The sequence below is a fragment of the Myxococcales bacterium genome (assembly GCA_022563535.1).
Lineage (GTDB): Bacteria > Myxococcota_A > UBA9160 > UBA9160 > UBA4427 > DUBZ01.
The window spans coordinates 1-13503 of the sequence record JADFNE010000087.1 but is presented as its reverse complement, the minus strand read 5'-3'; the positions used below and the strand labels follow the sequence as shown (position 1 = coordinate 13503).

Here is a 13503-nt window from a genome sequence, read left to right as displayed (position 1 = left end):
ACTCTTGACGGGATTCCCTTTCAGGGATGCGACGAGATCACGACCGTGCCGGCCCGTGGAATTCGGCCCGACTAACGGCGACTGCGCCGGCTCCCGGCCAATCCAGTCAACCCAAGCAGAACCAGCAGGCCCGTGCTCGGCTCGGGCACCATTGTGAATTCCCATGAGCCCGTTCTGGCGATTCCGAAGCCGGAGTCAGAACTGATCGCCGCGAGTGCGAATTCTCGACTCACGGGCTGCTGCCGTCGAGGAGTGAATAGTTGAGTGAAGATGCATTGCCCGACATCACATCGGACACCTGATTCGACGTCTGGCCTGTGCCGTCGCCGCCACCGGAGCCACAGCAACAATGGAAAGCACGCAGATCGAGATTTCCGCACCCGCTACTGGCTGGGATGCGCCTCATCGGCAAGGCTGAGAGGGTGGATCTACGTTCTGGGCCGAGCCTATCCCCCCAACTTCGCGAGTTGGAATGGGGCGGATGATGTTGGATTCACTGAGTGAGTCCACGCCCTCCACTGCGGCGGCGGCGCGGTGGCGCGTCTGCTGCGACATCGATCCCGGCCTTGGTCCGATATTGCACGGTCTTGAACGACTTGGCGGAATACTTCGAGACCATGTACCGGGCTTTTTTCAACTCGCTCGGGGTCATCTCCGCAACAATCACGCGAAGAATCGAATTCGCCTCTGGATTCCCTTGCTTGGCCGCGAGCTTGGTCCACATGTATCCGTCGATCAGGTTCTTCGGCACTCCGATTCCGTGAAAGCTCGCCACGCCAAGTGCCGCCTGCCCCAATGGGTCACCACTCTTGGCAGCCTTCCGATACAAGTCTGTGGCCATCGCCGTGTCCTGCTCGACTCCTTTACCCACTGCGTAGAGCGCACCTAGCTGTGCTTGACCTGCGGGCAACCCTGCATCTGCGGCCTTGCGATACAGCGCGGCCGCTTTCGCCAGGTCTCTGTCCACTCCATCTCCAAACTCATAGAGTCGACCGAGATCGAGTTGGGCGTCGGGGATCCCTGCATCTGCCGCAGTGCGCAACCAAACGCTAGCGGCCTGCGAATCGCGCTCGCCTTCGATTTCCCCTGACAGCATCAGGACTGCGAGATAGTAGTCGCAACGCGGGTCGCCCTTACTTGCGCCCTCGGTCAGGAACTCGATCGCGGCCTCGTACTGGTTGTCCTCGACACTACTCGAGGCGAGAGAGATGTAATCCGTTGCGCAGGCCGACCCGAAAACCAGGAAGAAGCCCGCGACGATGATGGAGATTGCTTGAATCGCCATGAACGCGCCCTCCTCTTACCAAGATGGTTCGGGCGAGGGAGCAGCAGGAAATATGGGGTCTACGAGCAACAACGCAGCTACCCGAGTACACAAAACATAGTGCCTTTGGGCTGGGTCGGACAACGTAAATGTTCGTAGATGTTGGGTGTTCAACAAGCCTCAACAATACAAGGCCTCGATTGAACGAAAACGCGACATTTGCGGCGAGCCACTAGCGACTCGCGCGACGTCGAAGCCAGGCCGCCGCTGGAAACGGGAGAAGTATCGCCGCGAGGACCGCCAGGACGAGCGGGATTCCGTGGGGCGGGAACTGATCGTAGGCAATGCCGCCGAGTTGCGGCCCGACCATCGTCCCCACCCCAAAGAAGAAGCCAAACACCGCACTCGCGGCGGCCAGATCCGCGCCTTTGAATTGCTCCCCGATGATGACGAGCCCGATGGTGTAGACACCGGCCAAGAAGGCGCCGATGACGAGCATGTAGACCATGTTCCACCCCTGAAGCGAGATTGCGAATGGCATCGCCAGGGACGTCACGACGATGAAAAAGGTGCAAATCGTGGCGAGCAACATGCGGTCCATGTGATCGGCGAGCCAGCCGATCGGGATCTGGCCGACGATCCCTCCGATGCCGTAGAACGTAATGAGGTAGAGAGCGCCCGCTTCGCTCAGCCCAACGTCCTTGCCGTAGAGCGGAAGAAAGGAAATCAGCATTCCATCGGCGGCCGCGAACAACGCGCACAACAACATGGCCACGGGGGCGAGCCGGAAGTATCTGTGCAGAGGCCCCATGCGCTCGCCGTCTAGACGCGGCGATTTATTGAGAACTGTGAGCACCGGCAACGCGGATAGCAGCATGATGGCACCCGAAACGATGAACGGAGTGAGTCCACGCGTGCCCGTCACTGAAAGCACCGCGGGTCCGAGGGCGAAGCCCGCTGATATGGCCATGCCGTAGAGCGCGACGATCCGCCCGCGCATGGAGTCTTCAGTGATCTGGTTGATCCATGTTTCGCCGCACACCCACAATACAGCCGCTGCAGCACCCATGATGAAACGCAGCACGTACCACGCAAGGATGCTCGGAAAGACTGCGAGCAGGAGAAAGGCGACGAGGGAAACCAGAATCCCGCCGAGCATGAGGACCGCGGGACCCATCTTGCTCATGTAGCGCGGAACGAACGGAGAGATCAGAAGAATCGCCCCGGACTGAACCGCCGTCTGGGATCCGATGAGGGTGCCGCCTGCGCCGCGGTCCGCCAGGATGAGAGAAAGCAGCGGCACACTCAACCCGTAAATGAGCGCGGTTGCCGCCATGGATGCGGTCACGGCGATGAGGTTTTGGCGCCGATCGGTCGGGGACAGGAGCGCTTCGTCCAACGGAAATTCCTCGTGCGCGCTGCGCAGCCAATAGCTTCGACTTGGGGGGCAGTACATCTAGCAGTTATCGGGGGCAGATTGCGAGGAACATTCGATCCGGCGTCGATCTGTATCTACTATTCTCGCTTCCACACTCTTTCCGTTTCGGTGTATTCACCGAAATTTCGACCGAGGAGGTTTTGCGATGATTACGGGTAGATGTGAGTGCGGCGCGGTGCGGTACGAGGTCGGAGGCGAGATCCACGAATATTGTCACTGCCATTGTTCAATCTGCAGGCGGCTCCACGGGGCTGCATTCGCGAGTTGGGGAGAAGTCTCCCGCGATCAATTCAAATATCTTTCGGGTGAGGATCATCTGAAGATCTATTCGTATTCAGACAGATCAGACAGCATCTTCTGTGGAAATTGCGGATCGTCGATCCTCGTGGACTTCAAGACGACGGTCGACATGCTCTACATCACTCTGGGCACTGTCGACGGCGATGTAAAGCTCCCGCCGGGCTTACATCAATTCGCAGGTTCGAAAGCTCCCTGGTACGAAATCACTGATGATCTGCCTCAGCATGAGGGCTGGCCTTCCGAATAGCAAACCTCATGCCTTGATCCGCTTCATCTGGGGATCGTATTGGGTCCGGACCGATGCGTTCGCAGCGAAACGTTTGCCATCGATTTCGATCTCCCATTTCCCGGATTCGATGTAGCTCTTCTTCACGGGCTCTTCGGCCTCGATCATGCCGAGGCCGATCGCCGCCCCGAGCGTGTGCCCATAGCCGCCCACGCGGATGTATCCCACCCGCTTTTCGTTGCGCCAGATCACTTCCATGTGGAAGAGCTGAGGCTCGGGGTCGACCAACTGAAACAGCAACAGGCGGCGCTTTCCCACCCCCGCTTCTTTTTGCTTTGCGAGAACATCCCGTCCGATGAAACCACCCGGCTTGTCGAGCTTCACCGCAAAGCCCAGGCCGACATCCATGGGTGTATCCATGTTGTCGATGTCGTGTCCATAATCCCGGTAGGCCTTTTCGAGCCGCAAACTCGTCAGCGCTTGAAGACCCGCGTGGCGAAGTCCGAACTCGGCGCCCACCTCGACGATGCGGTCGTAGACCGCCACGGCGTATTCGGTCGGGATGTAGAGTTCCCATCCCAGCTCGCCCAGGTAGGTGATGCGAATCGCATAGACCCGCGCATAATCGATTTCGATCTCCTTTGCGTGGAGGTAGGGGAAATCCTCATTCGCCATTGAATCGGGGGTGAGCTTTGCGAGCAGCGCCCGGGACTTGGGCCCCTGAATGGTGAGCATCGCGCTCCCCGAAGTCACGTCGGTAATGCTGACGTGGGCCTCGGGATCGAAGTGACGCCGCATCCAGGTCTCGACATGGCGATGCATGGTGTCGGAGCAGACGACCATGAACTCGTTCTCGCGCATGCGCGTAACGGTCAGATCCGCTTCGATCCCGCCGCGTTCATTCGTCCACTGGGTATAGACGATGCGGCCCGGCGGGACATCGATGTCGTTGCAAGAGATGTGATTGAGTTCCCGAAGCGCATCCCTCCCCTGCACGAAGAACTTCGACATGAATGACATCTCCATCAAGATGACATCCTCGCGGCAAGCCCGGTGCTCCTCGGCCGCGTAGTCCTGAAAACTGGGCCGACCCCAACCGTATTCCTCGACTTCGGCGGCAACGCCTTCGGGCGCGTACCAATCGGGGATCTCCCAACCTGCCGACGGCACGCAGAAGGCGCCGGCGGCTCCGAGTCTTTCGTGCAGCACATGACACTTGGCGTTGCGCGCGCTGTCGGCGGGCTTGCCGGGAAAGTGGATCTTGTACATCTCGCCCACGATTTCGACGGTGCGATCTCTGCGGAAGGCGCGGTTCGACTGGAAACGTTGGAAGCGATCGATGTTGAGTTCGCAGACGTCCATGTCGGGCAGACCGTCCACGATCCAATTCGCGACCAGTCGCCCGATGCCACCCCCGGTGAGGATGCCGAGAGAATTGAGACCTGCCGCCACGAAGAAATTGCGCAGCTCCGGCGCCTCACCCACGATCGGTGAAAGATCGGGAGAGAAACTCTCGGGACCGCAGAAGAAGTCGCGCAGTTTGGCGTCCTGGTAAGCGGGAATCCGCTCGAGCGCGTTTTGCAAATAGGGCATCATGCGATCCATGTCGGGCTCGAGCACCTTGAATTCACACGGCTTGGGAATTCCGTCCAGCGCCCAGGGCGCGGACACCGTTTCGAAGATCCCGACCATGAGCCCCGAACCCTCTTCGCGGAAATACCCGTAAACCGAAGGATCTTCCAGAACCGGCCAACTGCGATCGACTTCTACGCCGTCCAGCAGCACGTAATAGTGCTCGGCCGACTGCAGCGGCACGTTGACCCCCGCCATCTCGCCGATCTCACGCCCCCACATCCCCGCGCAGTTGACGACGTATTCGGAAACAATGGGACCTCGATCCGTCAGCACCCCGGTCACGCTGCCGTTTTCCTGGGTGATGCCCGTAACCTCGACGTCTTCGATGATCGTTACGCCCGCGGCCTTGGCGCCCTTGGCCAGCGAGATGGTCACATCGACGGGATTCGCACGCCCATCACCCTCTGTCAGAAAGCCGGCCAGCACATCGTCGGTTTTGGCCAGGGGCCACATCTCTTTGACCTCTGCGGGAGAGAGTTCTTTTGAGGCGATGCCCATATATCTGTTGAAGGAGGCCTTTCGACGCAGATCCGTCAACACATCTTCGTTGGCGGCGATCTGCAACAGGCCGATCGGGTTGAAGCCCGTTGCGTACCCCGTCTCTGCCTCCAGGCGGGAGTAGAGATCGAGAGTGTATTTGGCGAGTTCAACCGAGGTCTCGGAAGTAAAGCCGGACGTCACCACCAACCCCGCGGCATGCCAGGTGCTGCCCGACGTCAGCTTGTGCTTTTCGAGCAAGACCACGTCGGTCCAGCCGCGCTTCGCCAGGTGATAGGCGACATTACAACCGATCACGCCGCCGCCGATGATCGTCACTCTCGCATGAGTGGGAAGATCCGCACTCCCTTGATCAGCATTTCCCGCATTCGCTCCACTAGCCATAACGATTTCCATCCTGTTGTCCAACTTCAGATCATGTCAAATTGTTTGCGCAGCAATCACGCGAAGCGCGACCCAAGTCGCAACCCTCTAGCGAAAACTCACCGCAGAGGGGCCTTGAGTTCTGCGACGAACTTGGCCACCGAATCCACCGCCCCATCCCGACTGCTGGCGGCTTCAATGAGATTGATCACGGCGCTCCCGACGACGACGCCGTCCGCATAGCCCGCGACCTCCGCAGCCTGTTCCGGGGTCGAGATGCCAAACCCCACGCAGACCGGGATGCTTCCCGATTGTTGCGCCGCTCGGACTCCGTCTTCGACACCGGCCGCGATCTCGCTGCGCGCACCGGTGACCCCGGTGAGCGAGACGTAGTAGAGAAAACCCCGGCTGCGGTCGGCAAGCATCGCCAGGCGCTCGGGAGTCGTGGTCGGCGCCGCGAGCAAGATGCCATCGATGCCCACGTCGTTGCAGCGACCGTAGAGATCCGCCCCTTCCTCGGGAGGAAGATCCGGAACGATGATCCCGTCGACCCCCACCTCTCCCGCGAGCTTTGGGAACCGTTCGTCTCCCATCGCGAAAATGGGATTCGCATAGCCCATCAGAACCAGGGGGATCTCGAGGTTTGGGCGCAGTCGCGAAACCAGTTCCAAAATTGCATTCAGACTGGTGCCACTCGCCAGGGCGCGTTCACTCGAACGTTGGATCGTCGGCCCCTCGGCGATCGGATCCGAGAAAGGCACGCCGAGTTCGATCAAGTCTGCCCCGGCTTCCGCCATTGACAGCACCAGCGCATAGCTGGTCTCGATGTCGGGATCTCCGATCGTGATGAAGGGGATCAGCGCGGTCTCGCCTCGCTCGGCGAGTTGGGCAAAGCGTTCTCGGATACGTCCCATTATTGAATCTTCGCCTTGCCCGCGAGCGCAATATCGCGGACCTCGCTTACGTCTTTGTCACCACGTCCCGAGAGATTGATGATCAAGATCTCGTCTCGTCCCATCTGCGGCGCGACTTTGCGCGCGTGGGCGATCGCGTGAGCGGATTCGAGAGCGGGAATGATTCCCTCGCAGCGCGAGAGATAGCCAAACGCTTCGAGGGCTTCGTCGTCGTTGGCCACTTCGTAGGTCGCGCGACCCTTGTCGCGCAAAAATGCGTGTTCCGGGCCCACCCCGGGATAGTCGAGACCCGCCGACACCGAGTGAGCGGGGAAAATCTGCCCGTCGTCGTCGGTGAGGACATAGGTCTTTTTGCCGTGAAAAATCGCCACCTGGCCGGCCGTCAGCGTGGCACCGTGGCGCCCAGTCTCGATGCCCTCACCCCCGGGTTCGACCCCGATCAAGCGCACGCTGTCGTCTTCGATGAACGGATGAAAGATCCCCATGGCGTTCGACCCCCCGCCCACGCACGCCATCACTACATCGGGCAAACGCCCCTCGGCTTTCAGGATTTGTGCCCGGGCTTCGAGTCCGATCACGCGTTGAAAATTTCGCACCAGCAACGGATAGGGATGCGGACCCATCACCGATCCAATGCAGTAATAGGTATTGCGAATGTTCGTCACCCAGTCGCGCATCGCCTCGTTGATCGCGTCCTTGAGGGTCATCGAGCCAGCCGTCACCGAGTGAACCTTGGCGCCCAGGAGTTCCATGCGAAACACGTTGAGGGCCTGGCGTCGAACGTCCTCGGCCCCCATGTAGACCTCGCACTCGAGGCCCAGCAGCGCACAGGCCGTGGCCGTCGCGGTACCGTGTTGGCCCGCACCTGTTTCGGCGATCACCCGGGGCTTGCCCATGTATTTGGCGAGCAGCACCTGGCCCAGCACGTTGTTGATTTTGTGGGCTCCGGTGTGGGCAAGATCCTCGCGCTTCAGATAAATCTTGGCGCCACCCAGATCTTCGGTCATGCGCGCGGCAAAGGTCAACGGCGTCGGACGTCCCGCGTAGTGGGTCAGCAGATCGTCGAGTTGTTTGCTGTATTCGGGACTTTGACTGATGCGCGGATAGGCTTCGGTGAGCTCATCGAGCGCTGCGACCAGGGTCTCGGGCACGTAGCGGCCCCCGAATTCACCAAAGAATCCGTTCTCATCCGGCTCACTGATCACTCGGGAGATCCTCTACCTGGTCCTCTTCCTCCGCCGCTCGCACCGCGGCGATGAACGCCTCGATCAGCGCTGGATCCTTGCGGCCATCCACCTCGACTCCGGTCGCGACATCTACGCCCCAGGGCATGAAGCCCCCGATGTCTCTCAGCGCCTGGCCGACGTTGTCGGGGGTCAGCCCGCCGGCGAGAATCACGTCATAACCCAGGGAGATGATCTCCGAGGCCTCGCTCCAATCCCACACCTTGCCCTTGCCACCCCCTTCGCTCGGATGGTCGAGCAGGAGCAGAGTGCCGGGGTAGGTTTCTGCGGCTGAAACATCTGCCCCGCGGATCGCCTTGATCACCGGCAGATCGACACTTTCGACCTCTTCCTCGGTCTCGTCGCCGTGGAATTGAACCCGATCGAACTCAGCCCTTCGCAATACGTGTTCAATTTCATCCCAAGTCGCGTCTCGAAACAGCGCGACTCTTTCGACCGACATACCTGCGACCGCTTCACAGATGGACTCCGCGATGTGAATATCTACACATCGGTGCGAACCCTGTACGAAGTTGACTCCGATCAGATCCGCACCGGCATTGACCGCCGCCAGTGCATCTTCTGGATCAGTCACGCCACAGATCTTGATGCGAACGTTCCCGCTCACTGCGAGTTTCCTCCATTGTTTCGTAATACGTAGATTGAATTGCGCTTGTCTTGATCTTGCTTGTCGTCTCGGCTCTTTAGGTGTCGACGAATCATTTTGCTTTCCCCGTCCGCAACTCGTGCAGGGCCGATCCGAGATCGGGCTGACGCATGAGAGACTCGCCCACGAGGAAGGCGCGCGCACCTGCCTGTTGCAAGCGATCGATGTCTGCGCGAGTGCGAATTCCGCTCTCCGACACCAGAACGACACTGCCCTCCCCGACTGGGTCACCTCGCTCGGCAAGGCATCCCGCCAAGCGCTCCGTCACGGCGAGGTCCGTGGTAAACGTCGCGAGATCGCGGTTGTTGACGCCGATCAAATCGGCCTCGATCGCCACGGCCCGGTCGAGTTCCGCTTCGTCGTGGATCTCGACCAGCACATCGAGCGTCAGGGCTCGGGCTTGTTCAGCCAAATCGCTCATCAACTCTCCGGTAAGCGCCGAGACAATCAACAATATGGCGTCGGCACCCGCCGCGCGTGATTCATCCACCTGATAGGCGTCAATGATGAAATCCTTGCGCAGCAAAGGCAGTGAGACTTCACTGCGAATCTTTGCGAGAAAATCGAGGTGTCCACCAAAATAGTGCTCGTCGGTCAGCACCGAGAGTGCGCTGGCGCCATTCGCAGCGTATTCGCGAGCGCAGGCGACCGGTTCGAAGCCGGGCCGGATTTCGCCCGCACTCGGCGAGCGGTGCTTCACCTCGGCAATCACCGCTGGGACTTCGGCCTGAATCAATGCGTTGCGAAAACCGCGCGTCGAATCCGTTGTGTCCTCCGCGCGTCGACGCATTTCCGCCGCGGAGACCCGTCCCTTGGCCGACTCCACTTCCACGCCTTTGCGCGCGAGAATCTCCGTCAAGATCGTCATGCCGGGACACCTTCGGTGTTCTCATGGACGGCGTCGTTCGTCGCGCGAATCAACGCGGCAAGCTTTTGCTGGGCCTCACCCGAATCGATGCTCGCGCGCGCCCGATCGATCCCCCCTGCGAGATCCGAGCTTGCTCCAGCGACCCAGATGGCAGCTCCGGCATTGATCGCGACAACATCCCGCTGCGCACCCGCCTCTCCCGCCAACACATTGCGCAGGATCTCGGCGTTCTCCTCCGGACTCCCACCCTGAAGATCGCTCGCTGCGGCGATGGCGATACCGAAGTCGGTCGGGAGAATTTCGAATGAATCCAGCTCGCCCTGGGTGGCAAAGCATGCGCGGGTCGGACCCGTAGTGGTGATCTCGTCGAGGCCGTCACTACCGTGAACGACCAGCGCGCGCTCGGCACCGAGATCCGCAAGCGCCTGGGCAAGCGGCGCAACCAACCCGGCCGAATACACCCCGACGACCTGATGCCGAACTCCTGCAGGATTGAGCAGCGGGCCCAGGCAGTTCATCAACGTACGAACGCCCAGTTGTTGACGCACCGGACCCACATGGCGGTAGGCGGGATGCGCCGTGCGCGCAAAGAAGGTGGCGATTCCGATCTCAGCGAGAATCTTGCCGCAAGTTTCGATCGAGAGATCGATTCTCACCCCCAACGCCTCGAGAACGTCGAAGCTTCCGCTGCGACTCGTGGCTGCGCGGTTGCCGTGCTTGGCCACGGGCACCCCCGCGCCAGCGACGACGAAGGCGGCGGCCGTCGAAATATTGAAAGTATCGAGACCACTGCCCCCGGTTCCGCACACGTCGATGGTGTTGGCGACCGCAGTCGTTGCGGTGCTCGCCCGAGCGCGCAGGGCGCGCGCCGCAGCCACAATTTCTGCAACGGTCTCGCCCTTGGCCCGCAGCGCCACCAACAATCCGGCAATCTGCGCCGGCTCGGCCCGGCCGTCCATGATCTCTCCAAAGGCGCTTTCGAGCAGATCGGATCCGACTTCCCGGCCTTCGAGAGCCACGTCTATCGCCTCACGTATGGCTTCACGATTCTTCATTGGGACTCAGCCTGCTCGGAAGCTGATGTCGCCGAGCGGCATTGGTCGAGAAAGTTGGTGAGCAGCGCTTTCCCTTCCAGGGTAAGGATGGATTCGGGATGGAACTGCACCCCTTCGACCGGCTTTGAGGTGTGGCGCACGCCCATGATCTCACCATCTTGCGTGCGAGCCGTAATCTCGAAGACCGCGGGCAGGCTCGCTTCTTCGATCACCAGGGAGTGATACCGGGTCGCGTCAAATGGCTGGGGCAATCCTGCAAACACGCCCCTGCATTGATGTTCGATCTGCGAAGTCTTGCCGTGCATGATCGTCCTGGCACGAACGGTCTTGCCTCCGTACGCCTCGCCGATCGATTGATGCCCCAGGCAGACCCCGAGCACGGGGATCCCCGCATCGCCGAATCGCTGAACGGCTTCGATCGAGATGCCCGCGTTTTTGGGCACACCCGGCCCCGGAGAGATCACCAGACCCTGGGGCGCCGAGTCCAGCAAGCTCGACACCGAAGCGCTGTCGTTGCGCTGCACGTCGACTTCGGCGCCCAGTTCGCCCAGGTACTGAACCAGGTTGTAGGTAAAGGAATCGTAGTTATCGATGATCAAAATTCGCATGCTGTTCAATCCGAAGCGAGAGCCACCGGCTCTCTCAATCGTATCCCTCCCGGGCGAGATCGATCGCGGTAATCAACGCCTGCGCCTTGTTGTCACATTCTTTGTATTCGAGCGCCGGTATCGAATCTGCCACCACTCCCGCTCCGGCCTGTAGCGTGATGCGGCCATCCTTTACGACCAGGGTGCGGATGGTGATCGCCATGTCCATGTTGCCCGAGTAGTCGATGTACCCGACACAGCCTCCGTAGGGACCGCGCTGAACGTTTTCGAGTTCGTCGATGATCTCCATCGCCCTCACCTTGGGTGCACCCGAAAGCGTGCCGGCCGGAAACGTCGCCCGCAGCAGGTCGAGCCAATCGAGTCCACGGCGCAGCTGCGCCTGAACATTGGAGACGATGTGCATGACGTGGCTATAGCGCTCGATCCCGGCGTATTGATTTACCTCGACCGACCCGATCTCGGCCACACGACCGGCGTCGTTGCGCCCCAGATCGACCAGCATCACGTGTTCGGCGATTTCCTTGGGATCACTTCGCAGTTCGGCTTCCATCTCCAGATCGTGGGCGGCGTCCCGCCCGCGACGGCGAGTCCCCGCGATCGGACGCACGTCGATGCGTCGACCCTCGAGGCGCACCAGGATCTCGGGCGAAGATCCCACCAACACCATGCCCTCTTGACGCACGAAGTAGAGATACGGGCTCGGGTTGATGAGCCGCAGCTGTCGATAGATTTCAAACGCCTCTACCTGAAGCGGCATCTCGAGGGTCAGGGACAGCACCACCTGGAAAATGTCCCCGGCCAGGATGTATTCCTTGGCGCGTTCGACGATCGCGTGAAACTCCTGTTCCGTCATGTTGCGCACGACGTCCATCGGCTGCTGGACCGCGCGGGGCACCGCGGGCTGTTCGAACGGCGCGCGCAATTCCGCAACCGTCGCGTCGATCGCCTTTGCGGTTTCGGCGTAGCGTTTCTTCGGGTCGTCTCCGTCCTTCAAGTGCACGTGGCGCACAACCAGCGCTGTGTGCTTCACGTTGTCGTAGACCACGACCGTCTCTGGAAACACGAATGAAACGTCGGGCGTATCCAGCACGTTCGGATTCGACTGGGGCAACTTCTCGACAAACCGCACCCAGTCGTATCCCACCATGCCCACCGCACCGCCGATGAAACGCGGGAGATCGAGATCGTCGTGGACTACGTGTTTGAGTTCGGCCAGCTTGCCGCGCAAGAACTCGAGGGGATCGCCTTCGACTTCATGGGTTGTGGTCTGCCCGCCCTCGCTCCACTCGACCGAACTTCCCCGCGCCCGGAAGGCGGCGCGAGCCCCAGTCCCCATGAAGCTGAAGCGGGCCCACTTCTCACCGCCTTCGACGGATTCGAGCAAAAAGCTCGTACGGCCGTCGTCGATCCGGCGAAAAAGCGAAAGCGGGGTGTCCAGGTCGGCGAGAAATTCGCGTACCACGGGGATCAGATTCCCGCGCGCGGCAAGCGACTCAAATTCTTCCAGGGACGGGCGGATCACGCCGGATTCTCTCATGACCTAGCTTGGCGCCGGGGCTCATACCCCCGCGCCGCAGAAGGCGAAAACTGACAAGGAAGACCCAATTTAAGCACAAACACGGCGCTTCGAAAACACCATCTCGATTCTGGCGCGGAATCGCCCCGGCTCAGAAGTCCCTCCGGCTCCTGGTGTTCGCAAAAGCACCGGCCCGCAGGCTGTCGTCGCCGGCGCCGAGCAGGCTGTAGCGCAGCTGAAAGGAGATTTCGTTCTTGATCTTCTCTCCGACCCTCCTGCGGATGTTCTGCACGTCCAACCCGATCGCCCAGCATTTGCACTTCGAGCGATACTCGAACGCCCCCACCTGGCTCTGCAGATGCGTTTCGTCGAAGTCATAACTTGCGGAATATCTCAGTTTCAAGCGCGATCCGAGATTTAAAGTGATCCCCGGTCTGATCTGGCTGAGCGCCGGCGTCGATTGATCCCAGGGATCGTCGGAGTTGATCTGCGAGAAGTAGCGCGCTGTATTCGCCGGAATGGGCGCGCGGTAGCGATAGCCGGCGCTGAGCACGACCCAGGACCAGGGAACCACCGCCAGCGAGAAGTGCCCCTCCTCGACCCGCTCTCGCTTGGGATCGAAGGTCAAATTAAAGCGACTGTTGACCCGGTACAAACCAGCGGTTTCACCCGCAACCACCAGGCGACTGAAGTCGTCGTCTCGCTCGGTCACGCTGTAGGTCGTCCCCTTGCCCACCAGGTGGCGGTCGAACGCAAGGTTGAGCGTCCCTCGCAGCCGTCCATGCCGATACAACCGGTTGGCGATTCCAAAGCTGAAGGTGTTGCGACTGTTCACTCGATCCGAGGGATCCGCCAGCAGATTATCGCGTTCGAATTGGCGCAGGCGGTGCTGGGGCAGCGTGGTCGCGGGAACGAACAACGGGGCGCC

General features: G+C 60.7%; 13 protein-coding genes. 1 reads left to right on the top strand and 12 read right to left on the bottom strand.

The genetic code is table 11. The annotated features are described in order from the left end of the window. Nucleotides 1–71 precede the first annotated feature (71 nt). From IH881_18205 to IH881_18195, 3 genes are all read right to left on the bottom strand, one after another. Nucleotides 72–233: a PEP-CTERM sorting domain-containing protein gene (locus IH881_18205; protein MCH7869632.1), complete on the bottom strand. Its 162-nt coding sequence runs from the start codon at nt 231–233 to the stop codon at nt 72–74. A gap of 260 nt (nt 234–493) precedes the next feature. Then, complete coding sequence (locus IH881_18200; protein ID MCH7869631.1) at nt 494–1285, bottom strand: sel1 repeat family protein; 792 nt, start codon at nt 1283–1285, stop codon at nt 494–496. A 211-nt stretch (nt 1286–1496) separates the two neighbouring features. After that, on the bottom strand, nt 1497–2663 hold the full coding sequence (locus IH881_18195) for an MFS transporter (protein ID MCH7869630.1): 1167 nt from the start codon (nt 2661–2663) through the stop codon (nt 1497–1499). A 184-nt stretch (nt 2664–2847) separates the two neighbouring features. On the opposite strand from IH881_18195, the gene IH881_18190 reads away from it, so the two are divergent. Next, a complete protein-coding gene (locus tag IH881_18190; protein ID MCH7869629.1) occupies nt 2848–3249 on the top strand; it encodes a GFA family protein in 402 nt (133 codons plus the stop codon). 6 nt (nt 3250–3255) lie between these two features. Here the strand turns inward: IH881_18190 and IH881_18185 are convergent, their stop codons facing one another. The 9 genes from IH881_18185 to lptD all read right to left on the bottom strand — a co-directional run. Next, on the bottom strand, nt 3256–5745 hold the full coding sequence (locus tag IH881_18185) for an FAD-dependent oxidoreductase (protein MCH7869628.1): 2490 nt from the start codon (nt 5743–5745) through the stop codon (nt 3256–3258). Nucleotides 5746–5843: 98 nt separating this feature from the next. Then, nucleotides 5844–6638: a tryptophan synthase subunit alpha gene (locus IH881_18180; protein MCH7869627.1), complete on the bottom strand. Its 795-nt coding sequence runs from the start codon at nt 6636–6638 to the stop codon at nt 5844–5846. Further along, on the bottom strand, nt 6638–7843 hold the full coding sequence (trpB, locus tag IH881_18175) for a tryptophan synthase subunit beta (protein ID MCH7869626.1): 1206 nt from the start codon (nt 7841–7843) through the stop codon (nt 6638–6640). The genes IH881_18180 and trpB overlap by 1 nt, the downstream gene beginning before the upstream one ends. Further along, complete coding sequence (locus IH881_18170) at nt 7833–8489, bottom strand: phosphoribosylanthranilate isomerase (protein MCH7869625.1); 657 nt, start codon at nt 8487–8489, stop codon at nt 7833–7835. The genes trpB and IH881_18170 overlap by 11 nt, the downstream gene beginning before the upstream one ends. Before the next feature lie 91 nt (nt 8490–8580). After that, nucleotides 8581–9396: an indole-3-glycerol phosphate synthase TrpC gene (gene trpC, locus IH881_18165; protein MCH7869624.1), complete on the bottom strand. Its 816-nt coding sequence runs from the start codon at nt 9394–9396 to the stop codon at nt 8581–8583. Beyond that, nucleotides 9393–10451 carry an anthranilate phosphoribosyltransferase gene (gene trpD, locus IH881_18160; protein MCH7869623.1) on the bottom strand — a complete coding sequence of 353 codons (1059 nt, stop codon included), beginning with the start codon at nt 10449–10451 and terminating at the stop codon, nt 9393–9395. The genes trpC and trpD overlap by 4 nt, the downstream gene beginning before the upstream one ends. After that, nucleotides 10448–11059: an aminodeoxychorismate/anthranilate synthase component II gene (locus IH881_18155; protein ID MCH7869622.1), complete on the bottom strand. Its 612-nt coding sequence runs from the start codon at nt 11057–11059 to the stop codon at nt 10448–10450. The genes trpD and IH881_18155 overlap by 4 nt, the downstream gene beginning before the upstream one ends. Nucleotides 11060–11093: 34 nt before the next feature. Beyond that, nucleotides 11094–12581, bottom strand: coding sequence for an anthranilate synthase component I (gene trpE / locus IH881_18150; protein ID MCH7869621.1), 1488 nt, complete (start codon nt 12579–12581; stop codon nt 11094–11096). A 145-nt stretch (nt 12582–12726) separates the two neighbouring features. Next, on the bottom strand, nt 12727–13503 hold a 777-nt coding region (gene lptD / locus IH881_18145), incomplete at its 5' end, for an LPS assembly protein LptD (protein MCH7869620.1).

What these genes read in the sequence shown, in the direction of transcription:
- IH881_18185 (MCH7869628.1), bottom strand. Translation starts at nt 5,745, where the DNA reads ATGGCTAGTGGAGCGAATGCGGGAAATGCTGATCAAGGGAGTGCGGAT.
- trpC (MCH7869624.1), bottom strand. Translation starts at nt 9,396, where the DNA reads ATGACGATCTTGACGGAGATTCTCGCGCGCAAAGGCGTGGAAGTGGAG.
- IH881_18200 (MCH7869631.1), bottom strand. Translation starts at nt 1,285, where the DNA reads ATGGCGATTCAAGCAATCTCCATCATCGTCGCGGGCTTCTTCCTGGTT.
- IH881_18190 (MCH7869629.1), top strand. Translation starts at nt 2,848, where the DNA reads ATGATTACGGGTAGATGTGAGTGCGGCGCGGTGCGGTACGAGGTCGGA.
- IH881_18155 (MCH7869622.1), bottom strand. Translation starts at nt 11,059, where the DNA reads ATGCGAATTTTGATCATCGATAACTACGATTCCTTTACCTACAACCTG.
- trpD (MCH7869623.1), bottom strand. Translation starts at nt 10,451, where the DNA reads ATGAAGAATCGTGAAGCCATACGTGAGGCGATAGACGTGGCTCTCGAA.
- IH881_18180 (MCH7869627.1), bottom strand. Translation starts at nt 6,638, where the DNA reads ATGGGACGTATCCGAGAACGCTTTGCCCAACTCGCCGAGCGAGGCGAG.